This window comes from Qipengyuania flavescens (assembly GCF_029688735.1).
Classification (GTDB): Bacteria; Pseudomonadota; Alphaproteobacteria; order Sphingomonadales; family Sphingomonadaceae; genus Qipengyuania.
Genome location: NZ_JARULD010000008.1, coordinates 1 through 26,460, shown reverse-complemented (window position 1 = coordinate 26,460; position 26,460 = coordinate 1). Strand labels below are relative to the sequence as shown.

At 60.4% G+C, this 26,460-nt stretch carries 28 protein-coding genes and 1 pseudogene; 15 read left to right on the top strand and 14 right to left on the bottom strand.

Annotation, left to right across the window (positions count from 1 at the left end; all coding sequences use genetic code 11):
• The coding region (locus tag P8R33_RS14720) for a hypothetical protein (RefSeq protein WP_278329705.1) at positions 1 to 204 on the top strand (204 nt) is incomplete at its 5' end.
• An 8-nt stretch (positions 205 to 212) separates the two neighbouring features.
• On the opposite strand, the gene P8R33_RS14715 is transcribed toward P8R33_RS14720, so the two are convergent.
• From P8R33_RS14715 to P8R33_RS14695, 5 genes are read right to left on the bottom strand one after another with little or no spacing between them, the layout of a single operon-like run.
• Positions 213 to 1,388, bottom strand: coding sequence for an ATP-binding protein (locus P8R33_RS14715; RefSeq protein ID WP_347569055.1), 1,176 nt, complete (start codon positions 1,386 to 1,388; stop codon positions 213 to 215).
• A 1-nt stretch (position 1,389) separates the two neighbouring features.
• The gene (locus tag P8R33_RS14710; protein ID WP_269062358.1) at positions 1,390 to 2,391 is read right to left on the bottom strand and encodes a SpoIIE family protein phosphatase; all 1,002 of its coding nucleotides are present in this window, start codon (positions 2,389 to 2,391) and stop codon (positions 1,390 to 1,392) included.
• A complete protein-coding gene (locus P8R33_RS14705) occupies positions 2,388 to 2,807 on the bottom strand; it encodes an ATP-binding protein (RefSeq protein ID WP_160767331.1) in 420 nt (139 codons plus the stop codon). Before P8R33_RS14705 ends, P8R33_RS14710 begins: the two co-directional genes overlap by 4 nt.
• Positions 2,788 to 3,165, bottom strand: coding sequence for an STAS domain-containing protein (locus tag P8R33_RS14700; RefSeq protein WP_160767332.1), 378 nt, complete (start codon positions 3,163 to 3,165; stop codon positions 2,788 to 2,790). The genes P8R33_RS14705 and P8R33_RS14700 overlap by 20 nt, the downstream gene beginning before the upstream one ends.
• On the bottom strand, positions 3,162 to 4,052 hold the full coding sequence (locus P8R33_RS14695; RefSeq protein WP_160767333.1) for an STAS domain-containing protein: 891 nt from the start codon (positions 4,050 to 4,052) through the stop codon (positions 3,162 to 3,164). The genes P8R33_RS14700 and P8R33_RS14695 overlap by 4 nt, the downstream gene beginning before the upstream one ends.
• A 343-nt stretch (positions 4,053 to 4,395) precedes the next feature.
• Between P8R33_RS14695 and P8R33_RS14690 the strand changes: the two genes are divergently transcribed.
• From P8R33_RS14690 to P8R33_RS14655, 8 genes are all read left to right on the top strand, one after another.
• The gene (locus P8R33_RS14690; protein WP_278329703.1) at positions 4,396 to 5,946 is read left to right on the top strand and encodes a hypothetical protein; all 1,551 of its coding nucleotides are present in this window, start codon (positions 4,396 to 4,398) and stop codon (positions 5,944 to 5,946) included.
• 153 nt (positions 5,947 to 6,099) lie between these two features.
• Complete coding sequence (locus P8R33_RS14685; RefSeq protein WP_278329702.1) at positions 6,100 to 6,354, top strand: hypothetical protein; 255 nt, start codon at positions 6,100 to 6,102, stop codon at positions 6,352 to 6,354.
• Positions 6,351 to 7,718 (top strand): hypothetical protein, encoded by a 1,368-nt coding sequence (locus P8R33_RS14680; protein ID WP_278329701.1) that lies wholly within the window; start codon positions 6,351 to 6,353, stop codon positions 7,716 to 7,718. Before P8R33_RS14685 ends, P8R33_RS14680 begins: the two co-directional genes overlap by 4 nt.
• Entirely contained in the window at positions 7,715 to 8,146 is a 432-nt protein-coding gene (locus P8R33_RS14675; RefSeq protein ID WP_141462206.1) for a hypothetical protein, read from the top strand. The genes P8R33_RS14680 and P8R33_RS14675 overlap by 4 nt, the downstream gene beginning before the upstream one ends.
• 14 nt (positions 8,147 to 8,160) lie before the next feature.
• On the top strand, positions 8,161 to 9,435 hold the full coding sequence (locus tag P8R33_RS14670) for a serpin family protein (RefSeq protein ID WP_278329700.1): 1,275 nt from the start codon (positions 8,161 to 8,163) through the stop codon (positions 9,433 to 9,435).
• On the top strand, positions 9,432 to 11,798 hold the full coding sequence (locus P8R33_RS14665; protein ID WP_278329699.1) for a hypothetical protein: 2,367 nt from the start codon (positions 9,432 to 9,434) through the stop codon (positions 11,796 to 11,798). The genes P8R33_RS14670 and P8R33_RS14665 overlap by 4 nt, the downstream gene beginning before the upstream one ends.
• Positions 11,795 to 12,904, top strand: coding sequence for a hypothetical protein (locus P8R33_RS14660; RefSeq protein ID WP_278329698.1), 1,110 nt, complete (start codon positions 11,795 to 11,797; stop codon positions 12,902 to 12,904). Before P8R33_RS14665 ends, P8R33_RS14660 begins: the two co-directional genes overlap by 4 nt.
• A gap of 24 nt (positions 12,905 to 12,928) precedes the next feature.
• Complete coding sequence (locus tag P8R33_RS14655) at positions 12,929 to 13,051, top strand: hypothetical protein (protein ID WP_278329697.1); 123 nt, start codon at positions 12,929 to 12,931, stop codon at positions 13,049 to 13,051.
• Between the two features lie 75 nt (positions 13,052 to 13,126).
• On the opposite strand, the pseudogene P8R33_RS14650 reads toward P8R33_RS14655, so the two are convergent.
• A pseudogene (locus P8R33_RS14650) lies at positions 13,127 to 14,362 on the bottom strand (cation:proton antiporter domain-containing protein).
• A 10-nt stretch (positions 14,363 to 14,372) separates the two neighbouring features.
• Positions 14,373 to 16,166: an SLC13 family permease gene (locus P8R33_RS14645; RefSeq protein ID WP_160659389.1), complete on the bottom strand. Its 1,794-nt coding sequence runs from the start codon at positions 16,164 to 16,166 to the stop codon at positions 14,373 to 14,375.
• A 105-nt stretch (positions 16,167 to 16,271) separates the two neighbouring features.
• Between P8R33_RS14645 and P8R33_RS14640 the strand changes: the two genes are divergently transcribed.
• Positions 16,272 to 16,586 carry an NADH dehydrogenase ubiquinone Fe-S protein 4 gene (locus tag P8R33_RS14640; RefSeq protein ID WP_278329696.1) on the top strand — a complete coding sequence of 105 codons (315 nt, stop codon included), beginning with the start codon at positions 16,272 to 16,274 and terminating at the stop codon, positions 16,584 to 16,586.
• 75 nt (positions 16,587 to 16,661) lie between these two features.
• On the opposite strand, the gene P8R33_RS14635 is transcribed toward P8R33_RS14640, so the two are convergent.
• The 6 genes from P8R33_RS14635 to groES form a co-directional block, all read right to left on the bottom strand.
• Entirely contained in the window at positions 16,662 to 17,162 is a 501-nt protein-coding gene (locus tag P8R33_RS14635) for an Hsp20/alpha crystallin family protein (RefSeq protein WP_160659391.1), read from the bottom strand.
• A gap of 128 nt (positions 17,163 to 17,290) precedes the next feature.
• Positions 17,291 to 17,977 carry an HdeD family acid-resistance protein gene (locus P8R33_RS14630; RefSeq protein WP_278329695.1) on the bottom strand — a complete coding sequence of 229 codons (687 nt, stop codon included), beginning with the start codon at positions 17,975 to 17,977 and terminating at the stop codon, positions 17,291 to 17,293.
• Positions 17,978 to 18,035: 58 nt separating this feature from the next.
• Positions 18,036 to 18,956: a YfdX family protein gene (locus P8R33_RS14625; RefSeq protein WP_278329694.1), complete on the bottom strand. Its 921-nt coding sequence runs from the start codon at positions 18,954 to 18,956 to the stop codon at positions 18,036 to 18,038.
• A 220-nt stretch (positions 18,957 to 19,176) separates the two neighbouring features.
• Complete coding sequence (locus P8R33_RS14620) at positions 19,177 to 19,671, bottom strand: Hsp20 family protein (protein ID WP_190788892.1); 495 nt, start codon at positions 19,669 to 19,671, stop codon at positions 19,177 to 19,179.
• A gap of 240 nt (positions 19,672 to 19,911) precedes the next feature.
• Positions 19,912 to 21,531: a chaperonin GroEL gene (groL, locus tag P8R33_RS14615; RefSeq protein ID WP_160659393.1), complete on the bottom strand. Its 1,620-nt coding sequence runs from the start codon at positions 21,529 to 21,531 to the stop codon at positions 19,912 to 19,914.
• Positions 21,532 to 21,583: 52 nt separating this feature from the next.
• Complete coding sequence (groES, locus tag P8R33_RS14610) at positions 21,584 to 21,898, bottom strand: co-chaperone GroES (protein ID WP_160659394.1); 315 nt, start codon at positions 21,896 to 21,898, stop codon at positions 21,584 to 21,586.
• Positions 21,899 to 22,149: 251 nt separating this feature from the next.
• On the opposite strand from groES, the gene htpX reads away from it, so the two are divergent.
• From htpX to P8R33_RS14585, 5 genes are all read left to right on the top strand, one after another.
• Positions 22,150 to 23,016 (top strand): zinc metalloprotease HtpX, encoded by an 867-nt coding sequence (htpX, locus tag P8R33_RS14605; protein WP_278329693.1) that lies wholly within the window; start codon positions 22,150 to 22,152, stop codon positions 23,014 to 23,016.
• 131 nt (positions 23,017 to 23,147) lie between these two features.
• Positions 23,148 to 23,381, top strand: coding sequence for a hypothetical protein (locus P8R33_RS14600; RefSeq protein WP_278329692.1), 234 nt, complete (start codon positions 23,148 to 23,150; stop codon positions 23,379 to 23,381).
• A complete protein-coding gene (locus P8R33_RS14595; protein ID WP_278329691.1) occupies positions 23,378 to 23,650 on the top strand; it encodes an usg protein in 273 nt (90 codons plus the stop codon). Before P8R33_RS14600 ends, P8R33_RS14595 begins: the two co-directional genes overlap by 4 nt.
• Positions 23,651 to 23,801: 151 nt before the next feature.
• Positions 23,802 to 24,824 (top strand): hypothetical protein, encoded by a 1,023-nt coding sequence (locus tag P8R33_RS14590; RefSeq protein ID WP_278329690.1) that lies wholly within the window; start codon positions 23,802 to 23,804, stop codon positions 24,822 to 24,824.
• A gap of 226 nt (positions 24,825 to 25,050) precedes the next feature.
• Positions 25,051 to 25,593, top strand: a complete 543-nt coding sequence (locus P8R33_RS14585; protein ID WP_278329689.1) for a hypothetical protein — start codon at positions 25,051 to 25,053, stop codon at positions 25,591 to 25,593.
• Between the two features lie 92 nt (positions 25,594 to 25,685).
• Here the strand turns inward: P8R33_RS14585 and P8R33_RS14580 are convergent, their stop codons facing one another.
• The gene (locus tag P8R33_RS14580; RefSeq protein ID WP_278329688.1) at positions 25,686 to 26,318 is read right to left on the bottom strand and encodes a tyrosine-type recombinase/integrase; all 633 of its coding nucleotides are present in this window, start codon (positions 26,316 to 26,318) and stop codon (positions 25,686 to 25,688) included.
• Between the last annotated feature and the right edge of the window lie 142 nt (positions 26,319 to 26,460).

Here is a 26,460-nt window from a genome sequence, read left to right as displayed (position 1 = left end):
ATAGCGCACCGCGTGCGGCCCGCGGGTTCGGGCACCGTCGACTTTCCGACGCCTCGCGGCGTCCGAAACTCTAAACGGAAGCGGACTGTCAGCTTCGCAGCTAAAAAAGGTCAGGACAGACGTTCCTGCCAGGCACAAAACGATGTCGATCATCGCAAAAAACCGAAGGAGAAGCGGAGACGATATGGGGCGGTATCGGCCTGATCAGATGCTCAAGTCTTGCCTTCAGCAAACGCTCCCGGAAATTCGATACGGGTGTGAAAGCCTTCGTCGCTGCCCGTCTCGATGGTGCCGGATAAACGCGCGGTCATCGCTCGGATCATACGCCAGCCTAGGGAATCCGATCGCTCGGGCTTGACGTCTTCGGATAGGCCGACGCCATCATCCTTCACGGTCAAGACCCAGCGCTTCATGTTGTCCTCGTCGCTTTCCCGCTCGAAACTCACGTCGATGCGCCCGTTCTTCCTATTCTCGAACGCGTGTTTGTAGGCGTTCGTGATAAGTTCGTTGACGATTAGCCCCAAATCGATTCCTGCACTGCCGGAAACGCTAACCTCATCTCCGAACACGGAGATCGCGATGTCGAGCTGATCGTTGGAAAACGCATCCTGCGCGTGTTTCGCCACGGTTTCGAGCAAGGGGACGAGCGCAATCCGGTCGGCCAGATTGGCGCGCTGAAGTTCCTGATGGACCTTGGCAACCGACAGTACGCGCGATTCGAGTTGCGCCATCGCCTGGCGTGTCTCTTCTGATTGCGCACCTCGCTTGCTGAGCTGGATGAAGCTCACGATAAGAGCGAGGTTGTTGCCGGTGCGATGATGGACCTCATCGATTAGCAATTCGCGTTCGGCCATGGCTTCGGCCAGTTCGCGGTTCTGCCGCGACAATTCGGCCAAGGGATCGGTGGAACTGAGTTCAGCGATACTGGCCATCACTCGCTCGCCAAGCTCGGATTCCTCCTCGGAGGCCGATGGTAGTTTAAACGCCAGTTCCGCTCGCGTCCCGTTTTTTGAGGTGTCCAGGTCGAACTTGTCGGCTAGCCGCTGAACGCCCGTGAGACCGAGCCCCATCCCTTGCGCGCGAGTGCCGCCAGATTGAGCCTTGAAGGGTCGGCGTCCTTTCACGAAATCCGCGCCTTTGGGCAGGCCCTCACCTTGATCGATGACCCGCACCACCAGCCAGCAGAGGTCGGTTTCCGGTCGAATGGCGAAATGCGCCCGACCTCCACCGCCATATTGCAGGGCGTTGCGGGCGATCTCGAGCACGGCGGTGACGACGCGCGTCTTGGCGAAGCTTGCCAGCCCGCAGGTGTCGGCGATCACACCAGTGACTTGGCGGATGCGAGCGATGTCCGGCTCGGCAGCAATCCTTACGCTCAGCAAATCCATTCTAGAGTGTCCTCGCCTGCGATACGCGAGACACGATAATGCTCGCATCGTCCCGCCCGCGAAGATTGTTGGCCATTAGGTCCGCCGCAATCACGGGGGCGCTGCGCTGTAGGAGAGTAGCTTGCGTGTCGAGTGAGCGGAGCGTGTTGAGCCCATCGGAATGCATAACGAGTATCGCGTTCTTTTCGAGCTCTACTGTCTCCTGATGCGGCGTCGTCAGGCGTCCTCCGAGCAAACCGTCGCGAACAACGAGCCGACGCACCGTTTTGCCCTGCACAATTAGCGTGCTGATGTTGCCGATACCTGCATAGCGCAGGCGGCCATGTGACCGATCCAGCGCAACGACCGCGCCTACCGCCCCACGCGTATCCTGCAGAGCATTGCCAACCTGCAGCAGAATTTCGGCAGGGTCATCACCTTTTGCGGCAAGAAAGGATTTCTTCGCTGCGGCCGCAGCCCCAGCGGCTTTGACCCCGTGCCCAAGCCCATCGGCAATGAAATAGAAGCATTCGTCATGGCTCGATCGCACCGCGACGATATCACCGCAACGCCGCTCTCCCGGAAAAGCGAGCTTGAAACCCGCGTGATCGACCGGATCGGCATGCCGTATCGTCTGCCGCCGGAACTCTGCGGCAACGACGGTGCGGCCCGGCTCGCTGAAGATATCTAAACGATCTGACAGACGTTTAATCGCTCCGAGCCCGGTTCCGGCAGAACCCTTCGTCGTCTCTCCGTCGCGCATCATCCGGTCTACACGGCCGATCCCCGGGCCCTCGTCGTGCCCCACGATGTGGAGACGTTCGAGCGCGGGCGCGCCGAAGATTTCGACCAGGATCTGCCCGCCCCCTCCATGGCGAAGGATATTCTGCGCGATCTCGGTCGCCACGATCGCCGCGTGCTCGACCTTGGTCGAGTGCAAGCCCATCGCGTTCGCAGTGCGACGAGCTCTCCGCCGTGCTTCCGCGACGGCGCTCGTTTCCCTCACTTTTAACCAACCGATCATCGCAGGCTGCACGCTCCGATCATCCGCACCGTGGTGCCCTTTCCCGGCGAACTATCGATAGCGAACGTTTTAGAGAGGCGTTTGGCTCCGCCGAGCCCGCGCCCCATGCTTCCTCGACGTGTTGTGAACCCATCAGCCATTGCGGCATCGATATCTTCGATACCTTTTCCGCAATCACGACATTCGATCCCAACCTGACGCTTATTGGGCATAGCGTAGATCGCCAGCGTCCCACCGCCCGCATGGGTCAAGGCGTTGCGCACCACTTCGCTCACTGCGGTCACGAAGCGCGTCTGCATTAACTCGCTACTGCCGCACTCCTTCATTGCGTCTGCGACCCGCGACCTAGCCCGCACCACATCACGATCCTGTTCGAGTTCGATCGTCGCGATCCTATCAGCCTCGTCGAAGACCATCGATCAGGCCGGACTGGCGCATCTTGTCCAATGCATGGGACAGGGTGAGCGCCGTATGGTTTTCGGGAAGATACATGCCGAGTTCGACCAATGTCATTGCTACAGCCGGACGCATGCCGACCACGTAGGTCTCAGCATCTAGTAGACGGGCGACGCTGGTCAGCTGGGCGAGCACGCGGCCAACGAAGGTATCGACGATTTCCAGTGCCGAGATATCGACCACCACCCCGCGACACTCGGTATCAGCAATGCGCTTCGACAGCGCCTCCTGCAGGTCGATGATATCGGTATCGGTGATATCGCTGGTGATCGAGACCAGCAGAACGCCTTCTACGGCATAGATCGCGGCGGCATTCACTTCGCGTTCCGCTTATCGTCGTTGATCGGGCGGATCGCCACACCGACCGAGGTCAGCGCGTCCATCAGGGCACTACGTAGCGACGAGCGTGTGCGGACTTCGCCGACATCCACGCCCAGTTCGACCATCGTCTGCGCGATCTTCGGGCTAATTCCGCTGATGATGCAGCGCGCGCCCATCAGGCGTACGGCGGCGGCGGTGCGCAGCAGATGCTGGGCGACCTGAGTATCGACGGTCTTGACGCCGGTAATATCGACGATGACGACTTCGGCCTGCCGCTCGACAATAGCCTGCAACAGGCTTTCCATCACCTCTTGTGCACGCAGGCTGTCCAACGTGCCGATCAGCGGCAGGGTTAGCACCTTGTCCCACAGTTCCACGACCGGCGTGGACAGCTCCATCATCTCGTCGCGCTGACGCTCGATCACCTGCTCGCGTTCGGCGATAAAAACCTCGTTCGAGTAGATCGCGAATGCATCAATCGCCTTCGAAAGAAGCAGAACCTCTTCAATCAATCGTTCCGGATCGCTTTCGAGCTTTTCGGTGAGACGCTCGAACAGCGGGGTCTTGAGCGCCAGGATGAGCGCCGCCATTTCTCCCGGCAACACGCCGCGCTCGACACGCTCGTGCGTGATCTCCGACAAAATACCGCGCAGGTCGGCCCAGTGTTCGTCCTGCAGGTCGAACTCACCATCCTTCGAAGCGTCGCGCACGCCAAGGCGGAAGGATCGCAGCAGGCTGGCCGCCTGGTCGCGCTCTTCTTTTTCGGAAAACAGGTCGATGCGCTTCGCGCCGTCCTCGTCGGCCTGCTCAATCCAGTCAGCCAGGATGCCTTCGGCATCTTCTTTAAGGACTTCGAGGGTGGTTTCGAGTATTTTATCAGGCATATCCACTCCAGATTTCCGCTTCGTTCAAGCGCTTAGACAAAACGGCTCGAAGAGGAAAGGTTGACGAACTTGCTTCAGCTTTTGGGCCGTCTCCGGACTGTCTGGTTCCAGCCCGACGGCGTAGAAAGCCGCCATTTGGTTGTCGAGACGATTGCACCGGAAATGTTGCGGTCATCGCACTGTTATGGATGCTGATTTCTACTTGAAGACGGGCTTTCTGCTTGCTGTCAGCCACCGAATGCTCGGTACGGATAAGTATGAGAACGTGACGAAAAAGCGCTTCGTTTCAGTGCCGTTCAGCGAGAAAGCTCCATGATACATCGTCACATTGGGAGATGGTGTATTGATTTGGTTCGCTGTTGTCCTTTGCGCCATTCTGGCGGCTTGCTCCGCACAGAATTCTGGCGCGGATCGTGACGGCTACGCGACGATCGTCGAGGCTCCGCCCTACACACCGATCGAAACACTTGGCCCTGCCGCCTACACGCCGACTATTGAGGACCGGCGGCACCGGTTCGCCGACAGGCTTGAAGAGCGCCACCTGCCCGTGCTCCGCCGCCTCAAGCAAAGCGAGATCGGCAATTTCGGCGGGATCGAATGGCGCTGGAAGGATGGGCCGGACAATGACGGCCTCGGCACGGTGAGCGGGGTAGCATTTTTCTTACGCGACCCGCCAGCATCGCTCGCGCGCTATACCTCAGACCCCTTGTTCTCTGCTGAGCGGGCCGGGTTTTCCCGCTCCGATCAGGACCGAATCGTGCGCGAGTGGGTGGAACGCATTGGTCCCGAACGGGCCTCTCCCGGTTTCGGAAATATGAGCGTGCCGTGGCTTTCCATTGTCATGCCGCGCGCTGAATTCGACACGCTGCGGAAGGAGAAGGGCTGGGCGATCCCGGCCAACCTCCAGCTGCGTTTCGAACCGCGCGCCAATCCCGATCTGCCACCGCTCACGCCCGATGTGGCAAGCCAGATCCGCTATTTTCCGCGGGCAGAGATATCTTCTACCCCGCCTCCGGATTTGGCGAGCTTCGATGCCATCGTCCTGCGGGATGGTTGCTTCTTCATCGACGAATATGGGGATGATGATCCGCTTGTCCTGTTTCCGTTCGAGGCTGGTGTCTGGCTTGATGAGCAGGGACACCTCGCATTTCGACCACGCGTTTCAACCGATACCGGCCGGTTTGGACGCGTCGGAACACGTTTGCAGCTTGGCTATCGTGGTCAGGTGAATGATCCTCCGGCGGAACTTGTCGCTGCCTGTTGCGAGCACCGGGTCGTCGCGGTTTCATCGCTCGACCAGGCTGCGGGCTATGGCAATGACTGGTTTGCCGTACGCGAATACCGGGACCGCGAAGGGATCAGCAGTGCAGAGGCCATGCGCCGTGCGAACGAATGCTTGCTGGCGCAGGAGCAGACCATGGCGGACAATCGCCTTCGTGTCGGGCGCGAGCATCCGACTCAGTGTGCAGGGCTGTTCGGCATCGGTATCTGGGGCAATCCCGTCAATCCGCCGCCTCCGCAGCCACTCCCGCCTGAGGCACGGTTGCGGATAAACGAGTCGGCGGCCCCCGACTTGCCGCCACGCCCGCGCAAGAAGCTGGTGCCTGCGCGCAATGGCGTTTGCCGGTTCGAGGAGCGCGATCCTTCCGAGCGGCCTAGGGAGCTCATCGCGACCAATCGCGATTCGAATATGATCTTCTGGGCCGATGAAGGCGCGGCGCTGTGGGATCATCCCAATGGCTTCATCGACGAAGGCATGGTGATACCCGGCAAGCGCATCGTCGCGGCGCGTGAAAGGATGCAGGATGTGTGGATCTTCCCCAATCGCGATGGCCCGATCTACCTCCATTCCGGCCCGGAGATATTTGCATGCAGCCAGCCCGAAGATTGGTGAGGATTGCAGCGCTCGCCCTGGTAGTACCGCTGAGCGCCTGCCAGAGTGCGCCTGCCTCGCCTCATCTGATTACCATCGCGGAGCCTGCACGTGCGGGAGAAGCCCTGTTTCGCGGTGAATTGGGGGTGGTGCGCGGCTGCGTGGTCGCCAAGGGTGATCGCCGAAATGAAACTCCTGTTCGATCCGGGCGTCACCCTGTTGCCGACGGGCGATGGCGTGTTCGATCCGGCGACCGGCAACAGCATTCGCTTTGGTGAGCGCATTAGCGGAGGCGCGGCAACCCTGCGTGACGCCGGGCGAGGATGGCCGAGTCGCGATATCGAGCGTTTCTATGGAGTTACGATCCCCGCAGCCTGCCCAAAACGCGATGTGATGCGGCTGCACCATATGGAGCCGATACCGGAATGAAACACCTAGTTTTACCGCTGGCGGCAATCGCTTTGGCCGGACCCGCCGCGTGTGCATCGCCAGAGAAGGAAGCGCCGCAATCATCCAACGGGTTGCCGTTTCGCGCTGAAGTCAGCGAAAGCGGCTTTGCGACAATCCTGTCCGCGCCGCCTGCCTCTTTCGATCCCGTAGAGCCGCCTCCGCCCGCGCCACGCACGGCGGAGCAAGATGCTGCCGATGCGGAATTCATGCGGGTCGCCGATTACCAGAACAGCGTGAGCGACGAAGTGCAGGCGCTGGCCGAGAGGCTGCGCCGGGAAGAACGCGGAAATTTCCAGACCCTTCATTATGACAATGAGGGTGAACTAGGCGTCGTTTTCGAATTTCTGCGCGATGGCCCGGCCACGCTGCGCAACTATAGCACAAACCCCACATTTCGCGGCCAAACAGTGCGCTGGTCGCAGGAAGAACTGAGGGCCGCCGCCGAATTCATGTGGGATACGTTCCGTGAAGATCGAGTGCTGCAATCGACGGGCATTGCTACGCAGGTCGTCACCGCCCAGATCAGCGTCTCGGAAGCGGAATTCCGGGCGCTGGTCAGGCGCAAAGGCGTGACCATTCCCGAACCGGTTGAACTGGTCTTTCACGCGACGCCGATGGTGCCTCTGGTCAATCCGCCACGTCCGGCTGCGCAGGATCAGGCAGTTCCGGACGAAGTCGCGCCCTTTCTGCGTATCTTTCCCCGACACGATCGCCCTGCAGGCGCGCTCAATGCCATCAATAGCCGGGTAACAATCGTTCTGAAGGACGGCTGCTTCCGCGCCGCCGACTGGGAGGGTGCGCTGGTATTGTTTCCATTCGGGGCAAAACTCTTCGTCGATAGCAACAATTACCTCGCTTTCGGCAGTGGCGAGCGTCCCGGCTACGCGCGCGTAGGCGAGACTGTCGAGTTCATGGGGTCTGTCAATGAGGTCACGACGCCAGAGCTGGTCGATCCGATCCACGAAGCCTGCGGGCCGGGCAAGGTCATTCAGGTGGAAGGCATGGAAAGTGCCGCCGCGGGCGATACGCAGAGGAGAGTTACCGACCGTGCCAATGCGATGCGCGCGTTGCAGGACCGATATGGCCTCGATGCACGGCAGGCGGAGCGTGCGCTCGACTGGCTCGATGCGCGGGGTGAGGCCAATCGAAAGACCACACCGGACGGTATCCTGAAGCCGCCGATAACAGGCGCAATGGTGGCGGATTCTCCGCCTCCTCCGGTGATGGATCCGTCTGAATGCCCGCCCGGCAGCAGTCTCAGTTCTGGCCTGTGCCGCACGCCCGATGGCCATTTGCGACCCTTGCCCGAATGGCTGGTCGAATTTCTGGAGCAGGATCGATGACCTGCAAGGGCTGCAATATGCGGGCACCCTTGCTGCTGTTGACGATGGCAGCTGCTTTGCTCGCCGGCTGCGGCGAGCAACCGCAAGACACCGATATCCGATCGCTGCCCTTCGACACAAGGCCTGCCTCACCGAACGAGGTGCCCTATGCGGAAGGCGTCGGCGGCACACTCGGTTACAGGGATGGCTGCTTGTTCGTTACGTCGCCGGGGGGTGGAGAAACCGGTCTGGTGATGCCCGACAGTTTCGAACTGAACGGAGATACCCTGTCGAACGGGCATGTTTCCTACAAGCTCGGCGAGCACGTGAGCTTCAGCGCTGGGTTCCTTTCGCGCGAGCAGGCTACCGCTGTGAACTGCAAGACACCTGGCGTGGCCTTGGTGGTCAACAGTTTCCCGACCGAACCGCCTCCCGAACCCAATTCATAAGAGGAGCAGGATCGATGAAGGGCATTTTCCTCTCACTGGCAACGCTGGCGCTTGTAGCCGGCTGTGCGACGGTGCCAGCGCAGACTGGGACAACGGCATCTTACGAGGCCATCCCGCATGATATCACGGCAGGGCAGGCACGGCTTGCCGCGCGGCTCTATCCGAAACTCGTCGAGGCTGCAGAGCCAAACGACAATCTGTTCATCTCGCCGCTGTCGCTGAGCGAGGGGCTGGGCCTGGCGCTCCCCGGTGCGCGTGGGCAGACCGAGGCGGAGATGCGCGATCTGCTGGGCTGGGATGCGGCAAGCCGGCCCGAACTGCTGGTAAAGGATTACGACCGTTTTCTGGCCCGCACGGGCGATGACAAGGTGGCCCTGTCGGTCGCCAATGCGCTGTGGCTTTCGAACAGGCTGGACTTCACGCCGGACTATCTGCGCGCGGCGAAGGACGGCTTCGGTGCCACCGCCCGGCAGGTCGATTTCGGCGGCGATCCGGCAGGCTCTGCCGACACGATCAATGGCTGGGTGAGTGAACAGACCCGCGAGCGGATCACGAAGATCGTCGATGCGAGCGGGTTCAACGATCTGACCGCTGCCGTGCTGACCAATGCGGTTTGGTTCAAAGCCGACTGGTCGGTGCCGTTCGAAGAAGGTCAAACGGGCGAGTTTACCCGTGGTGACGGCACAACCATGCCAATCTACATGATGGAGCGGATTGCGCCGATGGCCTATCGCGAAACGCGCGAGGGGCAGGCCGTGCAATTGCCCTATGGCCAGGACGGGCGCTTCACGATGGAGGTGTTCCTGCCGCGCGACATGGCAATCTTGCGCCGGTGGGAGCGGGATCTGAATGCCGAATCGTTTGATCTTTCGATGCAGGGCAGCGACGCGAAGTTCGATCTCGGCGCGATTGAAGAACGCAATATCCTGCTACGCCTGCCGCGGTTCGAGGCGCGCTTCGAAGAAAGCGTAAAGGCCGCGCTGATTGCGGCGGGAATGCCCTGCGCCTTTGACGGAAGCTGTGCCGATTTTGGCGCAATGGCCGACGCTGACCTCAAGATCGACGATGTGGCCCACGCCACTTTCCTGCGGGTCGATGAAAAAGGTACCGAAGCGGCGGCGGTAACAACGGTAAAGATCGTCGTTACCGGCTCCCGCCGCCTGCCGGATGATCTGCCGCGCATGATTGTCGACCGGCCGTTCCTCCTGACCATCCGCGACCGTGCCAGCGGCGCGCTGATCTTCTTTGGCCGCATTGCCGACCCGACACCCGTGGAGAAATCCGAATGATCCGCTATCTCTTTGGCGCGAGCGCGATGGCGCTTGCCATCTTATCACCCGCCTTCGCGCAAGAGCAAAAACCGCTCAGCGAAACCTGCCCGAACCTGACGGCGGAAGAGATCGAGGCTATCGAGAATTACAAGGGCGAATTCTCCGAGAACGCCTGGTATGCACGTGCCTATTGCGTGAGCGTGGAAGAGGCGGAGCGGCGGATGGAAATCCAGAACCGCGGCGCCATCGGCCCGCGCACCGAACCGGGGCCACCACCTCCGCCACCCGCACCGGACGATTCCATCGGTCTGCTGGCACAGACCCTCCACGAAAAGGAAGGTGACACCTTCGCAGGGCTCTGGATCCAGCATCGCCCGACCTATGGCGTGATGGTTGCCTTCACCCGTGATGCGGCATCGACACTGGCGAAATACACCAGCGATCCGCTTTACGTCCCGGTCGACCGGCCCGGACCGAGCCTCACCGAACTGCGCGCGGCGCAGGAGCGACTGATGCGCGATCTTCAGGCGCTCGACGTAAACTGGTTCGGCATGGGCGGGAACGAGGCCACCGGGAAGATCGAGGTCACTTTGGGCCAGAGCGCCGACCCGATCCGGCAGGCGGCGGCACGCGGCGAGATTGAACTGCCCGACTTCGTGGTGTTCGAGGAACCCGATCCGTTTCCGATCGCTGCGCCGCCCGTTCCACCCGGCGATGCGCGGGTTAAGGGTTTCCCGCAGTTCGCCTACCGCACTGACGGGATGGCGCGCACATTGGTCGGCGTTCCCGACGTGCCTGCACGCCTCGAATTGCGCGACGGGTGCTTGTGGCTGGCCCCCGAAGGCGAGGCGCCCAGGATTGCGGTCTGGGAACAGAGCATGGCGCTCGAACTGAGCGATTCCGGCAAGGTAGCAGTGATGAACCGCTTTTCCGGCGCAAAGGTCTATGCTGACAGCGATGTGGTACTGATGGGCCTGCAACCGGGCGAGGTCGCGCCGCCGAATGATGTTGTGGGCGCAGATCGCTGCCCCGGCCCCTATCGCGTCGTGCGCGGCATCGTCCCGCGCGAAGTGTGGGACAAGCAGCGACGCGATGCCGCCATCGCTGGCCGCACGCAGGAACTCGGCAGTCGCGCGGCTGCCGAAGCAGACTATGCCGCCGATATGGCGCGAGTGGCCGAACTGAAGGCGTGGCGAACGCAAGCGCTCGCCGAACATGGCGATGTGATCGCCAGCATCTACGTCAACGAGGATCAGGGCGCCGCGCATATGTTCCACACGGATGCGCTGACCAGAGACGAACTGGTACCGGAGACACTGCGCCCCTTCGTCACCGGGCAGGTTGTGCCGCAAGGCGGGACAGCGCTGGAAGCCGCGCGAGCGGACATTGTCGCACAGATCGCGGCTGCCGGGCTGGACGCGCGGGTAAGCATCGAAGAAATCGGTGGTTTTGTTGACCTCTATCCCGCAGACCTCGCCGCGCTCTCGCAGGCGGCAGTGGCGGGCAAGATCACCTTTCCGCCTCTGGTGCGGATCATGGCGGACAATCAGGGTCCGATCTACCGGCAGGATATCCCGATCCGCAGCGATCCCGAAGCGATCTGGTATCCGCTGGAAGCGCATCCCGATTTCGCCGCGATCCGCGCGCTGGTGGAAGAGACGCCGATCATGCGCTCCGAACCTTCGCCGACCGATCACAACTCCAGCATCTGGGTGGCACGCAAACCGTCCAGGGCCGGGTCGCTCCAGCAGACGCACTGGCTGATCGCCAGCGGCTATAACTTGCGCGAGATACAGGCGCTGCGCGCCGCCGGTTTCGATCCCATCGAAGCGTTGGAAGACATGAACGGCCGCCAGACGATCGAGAAACGCGCGCTCACCGCAACCGATATCGTGGTAGCCGAACCGGCAGGTATCGACATCGCCGACGAGGGGCTGGACGGCTTCTCCTCCAGCGTGCGCTGGCGAGTGATCGAAGTGCTGAAAGGTAGTGCGAAACCGGGCGACGAGCTGCGCCAGCGCCTCGCCTCCGGCATGCGCACCGATGAGGCGGGCGTGACACGTTACGGGCAGAGCAATGACGAGCCGTCGTTACTGCCCGGCCTGCCGACATCGCTGGAACCGGGCTCGCGCTGGGTCTTGCATCTGAGCGACGCGCTCTACGCCCACGCCGCCTATGTTCAGGGCGGTGAAGGCGCGGAGCGCAGCGACGGGGACTGGTACGTCGCAGTCACCTGGATGGCTCCGTCGCGGATCGATGGAGACGGCATGGCGCATCCGGTCACGAATTATCCTGAACCGATCCCGCTCGACGAATTGCGGGAAAGGGTCACGCCTATCCAGCGTGCCTTGGACCTCGAACAATCTGGAGAAGAGCAATGATGCGCTCAGTTCTGGCATCCGTCGCGCTTACCGCGCTGGCGCTACCGCAAACTGCGCTCGCGTGCGTCTACGCGCAGCGCCCTGAAGAGGTCGGCTATGCCAGTGGACAGTATTTCGCGAAGGAGATGTTGGCCGCCGCGACCTATGCCGATCTGGTGCTGGTGGAGGATGACGGAACGCGGGCGATGGATGCACGGCCTACCGGCATCATTACCCTGCGCACGATCGCCCGCTTCAAGGGCAACAGCGCCGACCGCTTCACCGTGTTCGGAAGCCCGCTGACCTTCTCGCCTGACAAGGAGCGGATATTCAACTCCCCCTTGCAGCATTTTACCAGCGAAACCGGGCAGGTCACACCGTTCAGCTATCTTGAGGAACGGCCGACGCTCCTGTTTCCGCGGGCCGCCGGGGATTCTCCTCCACCGCCCATTGGTCTCACCAGTTGCAGCCCGCCTGCGCTCATGGCCGAGACAGGGCGCTTCTACGTCGTCCTGCGCGATGCGGAGGGCCGGGTGCTCAACCGTTTGACGATGAGCAACGGCAAGACAGCTTCGCCCAACCACGCCGCCTTCGGTTATGTGCCGGTGACCTTGTCGGAAGACGATTTCTGGCTCTGGTCAGTCCGCATGGCCGCCGCCGCGCCGCAAGAGGCGCAGGACGTGCTCTACCTTGCACCGAGGAGCGATCCGGCGCGTGTCGAACGTGATCTGCGCGCCGCAGGGGCGACGATCCGCGCGGCCTATTATGCGCGCGGAGATTTCATCGAGGAGGTGCGCCCGTCACCGCATGAACAGACCTCGCCGTGGCTCGCAAAAGCAGCGGATTATTTCGCTCAAAGCCAACGAGGCCGGATCGGCGATCCGCATCACGGCGCAGCGGAATTCCTGCGTGCAAAGCTCTCCCCGATGCAGCGCTATGGTACCGGGCTCGGCTATGAAGTCGCGCAGGCATTCACTCGCTCGGTGCGCGATGTGCAGCAGGCGACGGGCACTCCGCGCCTCATTGCGGTCGAAGTGGCGGGCGATCCCCACGCCCTGGCCAGCCAGTCCTTCGTGTCGCGCGTCGCCCCGCTCGATCGCACTGCCGATCGGCTGCCGCAGGTCTGAACCAGTTGAGCGCTGGCGGAACGAATGGCGGCTTTCGGGATCGTCGGCGACAAGGCCGAACGGCCGGATGGAGGGCGCATTGCGGACCGGCTGCAAGTGGGCCGGAAACGGACGATCCGGTTTGAGGCGACGGTGCGCGATAGCTGACATTGAGCGTACGACCTAAACTGTAGACGTTTTAGAACCCTCGGTTCATTCCTCTTTGCAGCCCTTCGAAAATAGTTATCCCTGACTTGCCGAGCCGAAAAGGCGTCCATTCGCGTTGATAAGAAATGCCGCGAAGATCATCGAAATGACGATTGCACCGAGCAGGGGCTGACCGATCTTTTCCGAGATGACGTTCTGCGAAAGTGCCAGTGTCAGGATCAGCAAACCAAACTCGCCACCATGCGCCAATATCGCGCCGGTTCGCGCGGCCACTTCGGTAGGCTCTCGCAGCAGGCGTGCGAGTGCAAAGACGATTAGACCTTTACCAACGATAAGCGCGGTAACGAAGCCGGCAACCAGACCGGCATTGGGAACGATGACCGAAAGATCGACGCGCAGCCCCACCGAGACAAAGAACAGGCCGAGCAGCACTGCACGAAACGGCGCGATATCGGTCTCGGCGTCGTCCTTGAAACGGGTCTCACCAAGGATCATTCATGCGAGAAAAGCGCCCAGGGGCGGCGATAAACCGATCTCATGCGCCGCCCAGGCAGCTCCGATGACAATGGTGAGCATGGTAAGCATGAAGAGTTCGCGCGAACCGGTGCGATGGACCAGCGACACAATTCTCAACAGTAGGCGTCGGCCAATAACGAGTGCTGCGCCGAACGCGAGCACCGCGATGCCAAGCCTTGCACCCAGCTCGCTCCAGACCCCCGCATCGATATCGGTCATCGATTGCGCGGGTGTAGACAGTCCATAGGTCGCGATATCGGCCCCGGCGTCGTGGCTGCTCCCGACCACGCCCAGCGCCGCAACGAGGACAAGGAATGGTAAGGTCGCCAGGTCCTGAAACAGGAGGGTCCCGACCGATGCTCGCCCGTGGCGAGTATCGAGTTCGCCCTGGTCGGTGAGCTGGCGGATCGTGATCGCTGTCGATGACATCGCGACCGCGCCTCCAAGAAGAACGGCTGCCAGGAACGAAACCCCTGCGGCTAATGCCAATCCGGCAACGATCACGCTGGTACAAAGCACCTGCAGGCCGCCGAGCCCCAGCACTGCGCGGCGCGAGGCCAGAAGAACCGGCAACGAGAATTCCAGGCCCACATTGAACATGAGAAAGACGATGCCGATCTCTGCAAGCAGCTCGAGCTGCGGGCTCGCTTCGAGCAGGCCAATCCCGGTTGGACCGATCAGGAGCCCAACCAATATGTATCCGATGAGCGTGGGCGCCCCGATCCGCTGCAGCACAAGTGTGACGATGAGACTTGCCGCAAGAAGCACTGTGACGATGGTGAGCAGATCGGTCATCGACAGGCTCTCACACGTAAATCCACCAGATGGCGATGCATGTGGCGAGGCCCACGACGATATTCATGGGCAGGCCGATCTTGAGGAAGTCGACGAACCGGTATCCGCCCGTCGCATAAACGATCGTGTTGGTCTGGTACCCGATCGGAGTGGCGAAGCTCGCCGAGGCGCCGAACATGACCACAAGAAGCAGGGCGCGGGTATCCACCCCGACGCTGTTTGCGAGGTCGATGACGATGGGCGTCATGATAACGGCAACCGCGTTGTTGGTGACCACCTCGGTCAGAAACGAGGTGAGCGCATAGACGAGGATCAGCACCAGGAAGATCGGGAGAATGGTGAGCGCGGGTTCGACGGCGTCGACGATCAGGTCGACGGTGCCGGCTCCTTGCAGTCCGAGACCGATCGCCAGCATTCCGAAGATGAGAACGATCACGTTACCTTCGATAGCGTGCCAGGCCTCTTCCGGATCGATGCAGCGCGTGAAAAGAACGAGTGTGACCCCGAGAATGGCGAGCAGGTCGATGGGCGCGACCTGTAGAGCGGCGAGAGCGATGATCGCGAACATGGTCGCGATCGCAATCGGCGCCTTGTACCGACGATAAGGGCGAATATCGGGTTCATCGATATCGATGAGATTGACGTTGTCGCGAATGTCTGCCGCGGCTTCCGGCGGGCAGCGGATCAGGAGTTGGTCAGCGGGGCGGACGCGCACGGTTTCGAGCGTGGGGCCGGGTAGATGCCGCGGACGTGAAACCCCAAGAACTCGCGCGCCGCTCCGATTGAGAAACGGAATGTCGGTCAGCTGCTGGCCGATCGCAGGGTGCGATGGCCCGATGGATGCTTCTACGACCCGATCGTCGGGCGAATTGGCAATTTCGCGCTTGGCAAGACCGAGATCGGCACCGAGTTCCTCGCTCAACCCCAGCAGTTCGGCCTGGTCCGCAGCGACAACCAGTTCATCGCCTGCGGCCAGTTCGAACGTCGGATCGGGATTGCGAGTGAGGTGGCCACTTCTTCTGACGGCGAGCAGCCGAACTCCGGAGCGCTGCAACCCACCAATACTCTTAAGGCTCCGTCCGACCCAAGGGCTAGCCGCGCCTATCTGAATGCGGGTCAGATACCGCTCCTCGATCGGCCGAGCGCCAGAGCGATCCATTGGCCCGTCGTTATCGGGAAGAAGCCAACGACCGAGGAGGAGCAAGGTGCCGATCCCAGCTCCCGCAGCGATGAGCCCGATACCGGTCAGTTCGAATATTCCGAACGGCGCCTCTCCCGCGCGCTGCGCAACCCCGTCCACGATAAGGTTGGTCGAGCTTCCCAAAAGGGTCAGAGACCCGCCCATGATCGAGAGATAGGAGAGCGGAATAAGCAGTCGCTGCGCGCTCGATCCGGCGACAGCGGCAATCCGCCGCACGATGGGAGCAAGGACGATGACTACCGGTGTGTTGTTCACGAGCGCCGAAGCGAAAAAGGTACCGCCAAGAAGCTCGGTGATCGAACGTTTGGGTGTGCGCTCGGCGCGCCGCGTGGCGATACTGGCAAGCGCTTCGATGACGCCGGTGCGGACGAGCGCGGCGGAGAGGACGAACATCGCGCCGATCGTCACCGGTGCGGGGTTGCCGAACACCGCTTGAAGCTCGCTGCGTGGCAGATAACCGAATGCGAGCATCACGCTCGCTCCGGTCAGAGCTATTGTCACCGGCGCCAGTCGCTCGGATAGGAATGCAGCAAAGACGAGCGCCAGTATCGCCAGCCCGATCCAGGCTGAGTTGCTTTCTACAAAGGCACTCACTGCTGTCATTCGATTTTGTTGCTTTACTATTGTCGATCCTGCACCGCTCATGGGAACAATTTCAGTGCCTAGCGCGTCAAATCATGGGACCTGAAACGCCCCAGAGACAAGAGGATGATACGCACCGATAAGACAGGCTTGGGGCACAATTTTCCGCCCCGTCACCCGAAACAACCGGGCACCAATCTTACAGTCAGCGAGATCCCGGCGGCGCGCATCTATCGAGAGCCCAAATCCGTGATGCAAGGCGGTTCCCGCAAACGGCCATGGGTGCTCGAATTTCCTGCTTCGCGCCCCTTGAGTGCCGATCCGCTTACCGGTTGGACACGTAACGATGATCCTTTCCGGCATGTCCGCTTGAACTTCCCGAACCGCGAAAGCGCCGTTGCCTTTGCCGAAAGACAGGATTGGGATTACCAGGTGCGCTAGACCAAACCGGCAATTCGAAGCCCTTGAGTTGAGGAAGGAGCGACCGGATTTCCCGGTCGCTCCACTTCAGGCCTCTTAGTGGCGCGTTTCCTGATTGATCGGAATACGCCGCCCCGAGAGCGACATCTGCTCATCATGCGGCAGATGGATCCTGAGGACGCCGTCGCGGAACTCCGCGCTCACCTTGTCCTCCTGGATGCCCTGCGGCAGGCTCATCCGGCGTTCGAATTGGCCGTAGAAGCGTTCGGAATACCCGCTTGCCTCATCGCCGTCCTCGGAGCGTCGCTCCCCGCGAATGACCAGCATACCGTCATCAAGCGAGAGCTCGATGTCGTCTTCCGACATGCCCGGGACTTCCGCTGTGACGAGCAGTTCGCCGTCCTTGCGGCGGACTTCGATGTTTGGCCAGCTTGGCGTCGATGCGAAACTGGGCAGGCCGAACGAACCGAAGGCCTGATCGAACAGCCGGTCGATATCGCTTCGCAGCGTCGAGACCGGATCGCTGCGTTCGTCCCGCCGAGCGACCGGAAGACGCTCTTCGTTGCGAGACCATGGAATCAAGTCACGTACATTCATCTTCTTCTCCTTTCACTTTGCGTTACAAACGAGGGTGAGGGATGCCGCCGGGGGTCGTGCGAACACCCCTCGTTAGATGCCGACACAATCAGTGCCGGCAAACTGAAGTCGAGCCATCGCACTTTCGTTCAGGCGGGCGAAGCAACATTGCTGTCGCCACTTGGTTCGTCCTTGTCGGTTTGATCCCGGCTGCGCTGATATTCGCGCAACCGGAAACCAAGCGCTCCCAAGACGATAGCAGCGCACAGCGCGTAGCCACCTATCAGATAACCTGCTGCGATGATCGTCGTCTCGATGTTCAGTGCGATCAGCACCAACACGCCGATACCGAGCAGGATCGAGAGCGCGCCGCTGGTCGCCAGCAGCCATTCATTCTCGATCTCGCGGCGCAGGCGAATAGCCGCATACACTTCAAGACCGCCGGTCAGGATCGCCCACCCCGCAACAAGCGCAATCGTAGCCAGCGCGTAAGCGAAGGTCGCTGCGAACGGCATCAATGCGATGATGACGCCGGCACCAAGCCCGAGGAGCCCGCGCAGAATGTACATTCCCCAACGGTCCTCCTTCGATCGCGCGCCCTTGATCCCGGTGATGAGCGAGAAAACTCCATCAACCGCTGCAAACGCCGCGAACACGAGGGTGAAGGCGAAGACCGCGCTGGTCGGAAATACGAAGGCCGCGATCGCCAGAGCGAGACACAGCGTGGCGCGCAGCATGAACCATCCCCAGTTTCTTGCCGGGACGTATGCATGGGCGCCCGCTGCATGGAGATCGGCACGAGCGAGATCGCTGGGTGTCGTCGTCGAAAAAAGCATCACATCCTCCTTTCGAAGGTCGGGTGCGACCGGACCACGCCGACCGCACCGTCCCTGGTTACGTCGTCAGACGGTCCTTCAACGAATTGAACTGCCGCTTGATGGAGTCGAACAGGCTATCGGATTCCTCGCCCGCGTCGATCTGCTCTTCGAGCTGTTCGATATCGTCGTCGAGGTCATCGCGTGCGTCGCCCGCTTCGTAGCCGAGCGCTTCGGCCATTTCGAGTTGGGTGCGCGCGGCACCGAGATGGGTAGCAACCTGTTCCTTTTGTTCGCCAGAAAGAGACGTCACTCCGCCAGCTTCATCCAAAAGCTCGCGCGCTGCATCGACACTGGCTTCGGCGCGGAGCATCGGCAGAGGCACTGTCGCCTCAGTCACAACGATCGTGGACAGCGCGGTATTCAGCGTGCTCAGCGCAAGCTCCTCCTCTCCGCGATCAAGCTGCGCCGCGGCGAGCTTGATGGCGTCGGGGTAGGTGAGCAGCGGCAGGTTGGCAGTGCGGATCACGATTTCGCTAGCGAGACCGGCGATCAGGCGGCGCGCTTCCTGTAGGCGTCCTTCGTCGGTTAATTCTTCGATCTCGTCACGCAGCTCCCTCACCGCTTCGGGCGTGGTCAGAACGTCGCGCTCGACGATCGAGACATCGACGGGCGCGAGCGATAGGCCGGGATCGCGTGCCAGAATGAGTTCGAGCTTACCGGTCGCGACCGCGAGGGCATCGAGCGCTTCCTGGGTGTTCTCTTTTTCGAGAGCCGTGATCGCTTTCTGCGTCTCGCTCAACGCTTCAGTCGCTTCCGCGAGAAGCTCGGCGCGGCGCTCGGAGAGTGTCTCATCGGTTTGCGCCTGGACATCGGCCTCCACTTCCTCGGTGGTTTTGACCGGTTCGATTTGGGTCTCAGCCTCCTGAGCGCACGCGGCAGTCGGGAAGGCCAGTGAAAGAGCGGCGGTCGCCGCCACGAGTTTCGATTTGCGCAGCATGATTATCCTCCTTTCGTTCGCTGCAAGGGAGCGTCGTTCGTGCGACGCTCTTTCGAGCTGCATGGCGGACAGGGTCATCCAATGAGGGCGGAGGTCGCTGATTTATTGTCTATCGCACACCACTCGTCGCCCGACCGGTCGACCCGGCCAGCCATGCCTCCCCGTCCGGCCCGAGTACTGGTGCACCCGACCCGGCGAGGATTTGCTCGAAGATCCAGGCTTAGGCCGCTTTCTTCTCGGCCTTGTCCTTCGACTTGCCGTCGGTGATCTGCGGCGCGTTGTCGTTGCCGCTTGCACCGATTTCGATCTTGCGCGGCTTCATCGCTTCGGGAACGACGCGCTCGAGCGAAAGCGTCAGCATCCCGTTCTCGTAGCTCGCATCCTGGACTTCGACATAGTCGGCCAGCTGGAACCGGCGCTCGAACGCGCGCGTCGCAATCCCGCGATGGATCACCTCGACGCCGTCTTCATCCTTCTCGGCCTTTTCGCCGGAGATGATGAGCTGGTTCTGCTGAGCGGTGATGTCGATCTCGTCCGGACTGAAGCCGGCCACCGCGAGCGTGATGCGATAGCTTTCTTCGCCTGTTCGGGCGATATCGAAAGGTGGATAGCCGTCCTGCGTATCGACGCGAGAGCTTCGCTCGAGTGCGTCGAACAGACGGTCAAAACCGACGGTGGAGCGCCGGTAGGGGGTAAAATCGAATGCAGTTCTCATTTCCAAATCCTCCTTGTTGAGCAATCTGGGCACGAGAAGCGTCAGCGAACGAAAGAGCTGACGCTCTAATGTCCAACCAGACCTATTATGGCATCCGGCAATTTCTGATTTAGTAAGGTCAAAAGCGGTTTCAAGAGTCGAAATGCAGATTTTTATGCCTTTAATTCAGATGCTTGAAAGAAAAGCAGGCGCGCCCTTTCGAGCGCGCCTGCCAGTCTGCCAAGACTGAATTCTGGCGGTTCAGTAGTCCATTGCCGGCATCGGTGCCGGTGCATCTTCCTTAGGAAGTTCGGCCACGAGCGCCTCGGTCGTAATGAGCAGTGAGGCGACCGATGCCGCATCCTGCAGCGCCGTTCTAACGACCTTCGCCGGATCGATCACACCCGACTTCACCAGGTCTTCATACTCACCGGTCGCGGCGTTGAAGCCATGGTTGTAGTCGTCGCCTTCGAGCAGCTTGCCGACGATGTAGGCACCGTCTTCGCCTGCGTTCTCCGCGATCTGGCGGGCCGGGGCGCGCAGCGCACGGCGAACGATGTCGATGCCTGACTGCTGGTCGTCATTGGCAGCCTTGAGACCTTCGAGCGACTTGAGCGCCCGCAGCAGAGCGATCCCGCCACCGGGAAGGATGCCTTCTTCGACCGCTGCACGGGTCGCATGGAGCGCATCGTCGACACGGTCCTTGCGTTCCTTGACCTCGACCTCGGTCGCGCCGCCAACGCGGATGACGGCCACACCGCCTGCGAGCTTGGCCACGCGCTCTTGCAGCTTTTCGCGGTCGTAGTCGCTGGTCGTGGTCTCGATCTGGGCACGGATCTGGCTGACCCGGGCGTCGATGTCGGCCCTGTTGCCGGCACCATCGACGATGGTAGTGTTGTCCTTGTCGATGATGACCTTCTTGGCCCGGCCGAGCATGCCAATCGTGACGTTCTCGAGCTTCGTACCAAGTTCCTCGCTGACAACATTGCCGGCGGTAAGGATTGCAATATCCTCCAGCATGGCTTTGCGGCGATCGCCGAAGCCGGGTGCCTTAACTGCCGCGACCTTCAGGCCGCCACGCAGCTTGTTGACAACGAGGGTTGCTAGGGCTTCGCCTTCGACGTCCTCGGCGATGATCAGCAACGGCTTGCCCGACTGCACGACCTGTTCGAGTAGCGGGATCAGCGCCTGCAGGTTCGACAGCTTCTTCTCGTGAATGAGGATGTACGGATCCTCGAGTTCCACCTTCAGCTTCTCGGCATTGGTTACGAAATAGGGCGAGAGGTAGCCGCGGTCGAACTGCATGCCCTCGACCGTTTCGAGCTCGGTTTCGAGGCTCTTGGCTTCCTCGACCGTGATCACGCCTTCGTTGCCGACTTTGTCCATGGCTTCGGCAAGGATGCGACCGACGGTTTCGTCGCCATTGGCGGAAATGGTCGCGACCTGTGCGATTTCGCTGTTGGCGGATACCGTCTTGGCGTGGCTTTCGATGTCCTTGACGACAGTGCCAACCGCAAGATCAATCCCGCGCTTAAGGTCCATCGGGTTCATGCCCGCAGCAACAGCCTTCGCGCCTTCGCGAACGATCGCTTGAGCGAGAACGGTGGCGGTGGTGGTGCCGTCACCCGCCTTGTCGTTCTGCTTGCTGGCGACTTCGCGCAGCATCTGTGCGCCCATGTTTTCGAACTTGTCCTTGAGTTCGATTTCCTTGGCGACGGTGACGCCGTCCTTGGTGATACGAGGGGCACCGAAGCTCTTCTCGATCACCACGTTGCGGCCCTTGGGGCCGAGAGTTACCTTGACCGCATTTGCAAGCGTATCCACGCCGCGGAGCATGCGATCACGCGCATCCGACGCAAATTTTACTTCTTTCGCAGCCATCTGGCCTGCTCCTTTCTCTTCCTTCGATTGAACCGAAGATCGGGTTGGTTGCTTACGCCGCCTTCTTGAGCTCGGCGGTGGTTTCGATGATGCCGAGGATGTCGCTCTCCTTCATGATGAGCAGGTCCTCGCCTTCGATCCGCACTTCGGTGCCGGACCACTTGCCGAACAGGATGCGGTCGCCCGCCTTGACGGCGAGTTCCACCAGCTTCCCGGCATCGTCACGCGCACCCGGGCCAACGGCGACAACTTCGCCTTCCATCGGCTTTTCTTTGGCAGTGTCGGGAATGATAATGCCGCCAGCGGTCTTCTCTTCCGCCTCAAGGCGACGAACCAGCACGCGATCGTGCAAAGGTTTAAAGTGCATGCATAACCTCCATTACAAAGCAATATGAACACGGAAATCTCCCCCATTTTCGGCAGGAGATTTTCGCGATCTAGTTCCGGCGGAAGCGGCTTCAAGAACCTCTCGGCGAGAAATTTGCACAGCTCGGCGACGCATGAATCGCCATGGATTGGCGCCGCATTCACATGATTCATTCGTATGCATCAGAGATATTGAAACGAAAGACCTGTTCACTAGTTTTTGGGAAGTTTCTCTAGGTTGGAGGATAAACAGTGAACATTATGAGAACTTTCATTCTGCTCGCTGCCCTGACCGCGCTGTTCATGGGCACAGGCTACATGATTGGCGGGACCGGCGGCGCTCTCATTGCGCTCATTATCGCGGGCGCGATGAATTTCGTGACTTATTGGAAGGCAGACCAGATCGTTTTGTCGATGCACAAGGCGCGCGAGGTGAACGCGAGGACCTCGCCCGATTTCTACAGCATCGTCGCGATCCTGGCTCAGCGCGCCGGTCTTCCCATGCCGAAAGTCTATGTGATCGACAGCCCACATCCCAACGCGTTCGCAACAGGCCGCAATCCTGAAAACGCGGCGGTCGCGGCTACGACGGGCTTGCTGGACATGTTGTCGCGCGATGAAGTCGCAGCGGTAATGGCGCACGAACTCGGCCATATCCAGAACCGCGATACGCTCATCATGACGATGGTGGCGACCATCGCTGGTGCGATTTCCATGCTGGCGAACTTCGGCATGATCTTCTCGAGTGATAGCCGGAATAACCCGCTGGCGCTGATTGGAGCGATACTGCTCGCTCCGTTCGCGGCGATGATCGTGCAAATGGCAATCAGTCGGACGCGCGAGTTCGGTGCGGACCGAGCGGGAGCTGAGATTTGCGGAGATCCCGATGCACTAGCCTCGGCGCTGCGCAAGATTTCTCACGCGGCGCGCCAGGTGCCGAACCCGGTGACCGAGCGGAACCCAGCTGCCGCCCAACTCTACATCGTTCCAACGCATGTGGGCGAGCTGTTCTCGACCCATCCCGCGACCGAGCGCCGGATTTCGGCACTGCGTGAATTGAAGCGCAGCACGCTGAGGCGGAACAGCTTTCCAGCGACCCGGACGCTGCTGCCGCGCTAATGTGCGGCTAAGCGTTACTCAGAGGCATCACCGCAAGGCTGCCTCGGAGTTCGCTAAGTGTCAGCGAACGCCCTTCAAATGTTGAAAGCGCAAAATGGCAAAACGCGACGCAAAACAAAGGAGGATCGATCATGTCGCAACCTGTCTCTCGTTATTTGCATCCCTTTGATGTTGCCCATCATCCCTCACTTGAACCCGAGGTAAAGCGGGCGATACTTGCCTCCTGGGCATCCGACCGCAACGCGGTCGAGAGCCAGCCCGGAATGCGAAAGCCGCCCGAATTGGGAAAGCCTGTGGGGATTGATGATATCTTTGATGCCATGAAGTCACTCGACGAGCACAATCGCCCAACGAGGTCGCAATGACGGATCGGGCCTTTCTTGTGCAGCTTGATGGCTACGGGCTGACCACTGCGGAAATATGCTATTTCATGCCCGATCATCCGTCCATCATACAAACCTTCGCGTGGCAAGAATACGACGCAGCACCGGACTTTCCGGTGCTGTTCGATTTTCTCGACTACTGGAGACGCGAGATCGTGGCGGAAATACAGTCAGTCCGTATCGCACACGAAAAACTCATCCGCCCCGCTAACTGGCGCTCTGTGGATGGGGTTATCTCTTGGGAAGACTGATATGTCCGCTCTCGGGGTCGATTTTCCTTACCTGCACGTCCGACTTGGGGCGCAAGGCGGAAACCACCTCTACCAATGTCCATGGTGGTTGGGCTGCCTGCGGCGAGCATCCTATAAGCGGTCGTAAGTTCGAGCTTGTAGAGGTGTCATCATGTCCAACTCACGCACAGCGACGCAATCGGACCATTTCCAAAAGATCGTGTTCACGAATGATCGGGTGGACGGTCGAGTAATCTGGGCAAAGGCTCGCCGACATGAGGAAGCGTTTCGGAATGTGCTGTGCCGGATGGGCTTCGAACAATCCTTTCCCATGAAATTGGAAGTACAGCACGGGTTTACCAATTTCGCCGTAGATGTGCTCGACTGTCAGCAGGCATCTGGATCGGGACCTCGGCTCCTCATTCAGGTGGATCCCCGATCCAGGCCGGATAAGCGCTCTATTGAAGCAACATTGGCCAGGTCCATTGGACTGATGTTCGAAAACGCCGAGATGTACGAACAGATCTGGGTGGCCACTTACGGCGATCTTCTGTCCCGGTTCTCAAACAGGCCAGAGGCTTCCCTCCAATGTCTGGACTTTATGGCAGGCCCTCATGATTGGCTGTTGCTTCATGCCCAGTTTCTACGTCTTGGGCACAATTTCTCTACGGCTCGATCGAGGCGGATCGCTTCCGATATCGAAGAGCTGATTGAGGCGATTGATTTCGACCTTCGCGAACATGATCGCAACGTCGCTGCCCTGACAGTTGACGAGCTGGGATCTTATCGAAGGAAGATTACAGGCCTTGCCGCCCACGTTCTCGAGCTTACTGGTATCAGCCCGGACGACCTGCCGTTGCTCTTCGATGACGATGGTGATCACCCTTTCACATCAATCGATGGCTCTCTCCCGTTTTCCGCAGGGCGGTTCTATTGGTCGAGAGGAACGCTCGAGTGTTCGCTCGAAATGCGCAAAGGGCGGTGCTGGATCGATGGCAGAAGGGTCATACTTTCGCACCCTTCCAACCTACCTGCGACAACCCTTTCGTCCTGTGTCGAACGGCCACTAAATACCCTGCTACAGATTGAAGGGTTGGAATTCGAAGCGACTATAAAAACGGTACACGCGGCGAGAGATTGCATCGTAGTGGAAATCGAAATGCCCAAGGATGAATTCCCAGATCAAATCGATTGAGATACAAAGAACAGATTCCGTATCTAACCCTGCAATCCGCGGTCGCGCGAACATGAGCAGGTTGGATATGCCTACACTCGCGCTGACATAAATTGTGGAAACTGCCGGAGTGGCAGGAAATGGGCCGGAAGCGGTTAGTCCGCTCGCGGGTGCCGCGACAGCGAAAGCCGACGATCCGCAAACGACCCGATTGCGGACTAGGGGACATCAAACCATCATGGAGGCCATGCGGAAACTCATCACCATCATTTTGAGCATTGTTGTGGCAGGGTGTGCCACACCCTCAAGCGCGCCGACCAACAGCGACTTTTCTCCGCCAGAAATACTAGAAATTACCAGAGGCTTCGAACTTCGGGATCGATACAACATCCCAAAATATATCGGGAACACCGCTATTTTTGTGGATAGCGTCGCCGTTCACCATTTTCGCAATGAAGCTAGTACCATCGTTTGGCGGGACGAAGCGGGCAATTGGCAACGGAGTCAGGTAGTTGAGCGCGGCCCCGGGGGCCTTCTGAACGCCGAGCGGAAGTTGGTGGCCGACAAAACAATTTCGCTAGCTGATGCTGAAGCCGACGCTTTGGAGCGACTGATACGTGAACCGGGGCTCTATCACGGTGAGGTTCTTCGCAGCGACAAGATAGGGGTGGGCGCCCCCCACCATGTCATGGCGATCATCACTCCGTTCGGGCGCACGACAGTCAAATGGAATGGCCGACTTTTAGGCACTAAGGGCGAAATTGCCGACATCGTACTCGGCAGCGATTGAAGTCTGCTCTCCACCCAAAGTCGGTCAATCATTGCACTCTGGTATTTAGCTAAAAGCGGCCGACCGAAATCTTCAGCCGGCCGCTTGGGAAATCAGATCTCCGTCCGCTCTGCCAGCAATAAGGCGTCCTCCACATCTACGCCAAGATATCGAACCGTGTTTTCGATCTTGGTGTGACCGAGCAGGATTTGAATTGCCCGGATGTTGCCAGTGGCCCGGTAGATCATCGCAGCTTTGGTCCGCCGCAGTGAGTGCGTGCCGTACTCGGCCTTGCGCAGGCCAATGGCCGTCACCCATTCATCGACCAGGCGGGCATATTGGCGCGTGCTCATGTGGCTATGATGATCAATGCGGCTCGGAAACAGATATTCATGCGTCGAACCTCCTCGGCGATCGAGCCAAGCGATCAACGTCGCACGGACATCCGCGGTAAGCTCGAACTGGACAGGGCGATTGGTCTTTTGCTGGATCACGATCGCACGGTGCCGAACTTCGGCGCCGGCCACCACATCACCGATCTTGATCTTCACCAGGTCGCAGCCGCGCAGCTTGCTGTCGATTGCGAGGTCGAAGAGCGCCTTGTCCCGCAGCCGCCCTTCGCGATCTAGGTGAAAGCGGATTGCCCAAATCTGCTTCTGCGTCAGCGGTCGCTTGGTGCCGACGTTCTTGCCGGCGTTCCATGCCGGGCGAGCCTGAATGGCGGTGTCAAATCGAGAGTATCCCATGGTTCATCTCCTCGGCCGTGATTGGCCGATGAGAGAACGCCGAGTATGGATGCTTCTGGGCCGGAGCACGAACCCGCTTCGCGGGAGGGGTGCTGGCGGCGCGGGTGACGCCAGAGCAAGAACGTAGCGAGTAGATCGAACA

Bases quoted from the DNA above. Each gene is read 5' to 3' on its own strand.
- P8R33_RS14715 (WP_347569055.1), bottom strand. From the start codon at position 1,388: ATGGATTTGCTGAGCGTAAGGATTGCTGCCGAGCCGGACATCGCTCGC.
- P8R33_RS14710 (WP_269062358.1), bottom strand. From the start codon at position 2,391: ATGATCGGTTGGTTAAAAGTGAGGGAAACGAGCGCCGTCGCGGAAGCA.
- P8R33_RS14705 (WP_160767331.1), bottom strand. From the start codon at position 2,807: ATGGTCTTCGACGAGGCTGATAGGATCGCGACGATCGAACTCGAACAG.
- P8R33_RS14695 (WP_160767333.1), bottom strand. From the start codon at position 4,052: ATGCCTGATAAAATACTCGAAACCACCCTCGAAGTCCTTAAAGAAGAT.
- P8R33_RS14680 (WP_278329701.1), top strand. From the start codon at position 6,351: ATGAAACACCTAGTTTTACCGCTGGCGGCAATCGCTTTGGCCGGACCC.
- P8R33_RS14675 (WP_141462206.1), top strand. From the start codon at position 7,715: ATGACCTGCAAGGGCTGCAATATGCGGGCACCCTTGCTGCTGTTGACG.
- P8R33_RS14670 (WP_278329700.1), top strand. From the start codon at position 8,161: ATGAAGGGCATTTTCCTCTCACTGGCAACGCTGGCGCTTGTAGCCGGC.
- P8R33_RS14665 (WP_278329699.1), top strand. From the start codon at position 9,432: ATGATCCGCTATCTCTTTGGCGCGAGCGCGATGGCGCTTGCCATCTTA.
- P8R33_RS14660 (WP_278329698.1), top strand. From the start codon at position 11,795: ATGATGCGCTCAGTTCTGGCATCCGTCGCGCTTACCGCGCTGGCGCTA.
- P8R33_RS14655 (WP_278329697.1), top strand. From the start codon at position 12,929: ATGGCGGCTTTCGGGATCGTCGGCGACAAGGCCGAACGGCCGGATGGA.
- P8R33_RS14645 (WP_160659389.1), bottom strand. From the start codon at position 16,166: ATGACAGCAGTGAGTGCCTTTGTAGAAAGCAACTCAGCCTGGATCGGG.
- P8R33_RS14640 (WP_278329696.1), top strand. From the start codon at position 16,272: ATGATACGCACCGATAAGACAGGCTTGGGGCACAATTTTCCGCCCCGT.
- P8R33_RS14635 (WP_160659391.1), bottom strand. From the start codon at position 17,162: ATGAATGTACGTGACTTGATTCCATGGTCTCGCAACGAAGAGCGTCTT.
- P8R33_RS14630 (WP_278329695.1), bottom strand. From the start codon at position 17,977: ATGCTTTTTTCGACGACGACACCCAGCGATCTCGCTCGTGCCGATCTC.
- P8R33_RS14625 (WP_278329694.1), bottom strand. From the start codon at position 18,956: ATGCTGCGCAAATCGAAACTCGTGGCGGCGACCGCCGCTCTTTCACTG.
- P8R33_RS14620 (WP_190788892.1), bottom strand. From the start codon at position 19,671: ATGAGAACTGCATTCGATTTTACCCCCTACCGGCGCTCCACCGTCGGT.
- groL (WP_160659393.1), bottom strand. From the start codon at position 21,531: ATGGCTGCGAAAGAAGTAAAATTTGCGTCGGATGCGCGTGATCGCATG.
- groES (WP_160659394.1), bottom strand. From the start codon at position 21,898: ATGCACTTTAAACCTTTGCACGATCGCGTGCTGGTTCGTCGCCTTGAG.
- P8R33_RS14600 (WP_278329692.1), top strand. From the start codon at position 23,148: ATGTCGCAACCTGTCTCTCGTTATTTGCATCCCTTTGATGTTGCCCAT.
- P8R33_RS14595 (WP_278329691.1), top strand. From the start codon at position 23,378: ATGACGGATCGGGCCTTTCTTGTGCAGCTTGATGGCTACGGGCTGACC.
- P8R33_RS14590 (WP_278329690.1), top strand. From the start codon at position 23,802: ATGTCCAACTCACGCACAGCGACGCAATCGGACCATTTCCAAAAGATC.
- P8R33_RS14585 (WP_278329689.1), top strand. From the start codon at position 25,051: ATGCGGAAACTCATCACCATCATTTTGAGCATTGTTGTGGCAGGGTGT.
- P8R33_RS14580 (WP_278329688.1), bottom strand. From the start codon at position 26,318: ATGGGATACTCTCGATTTGACACCGCCATTCAGGCTCGCCCGGCATGG.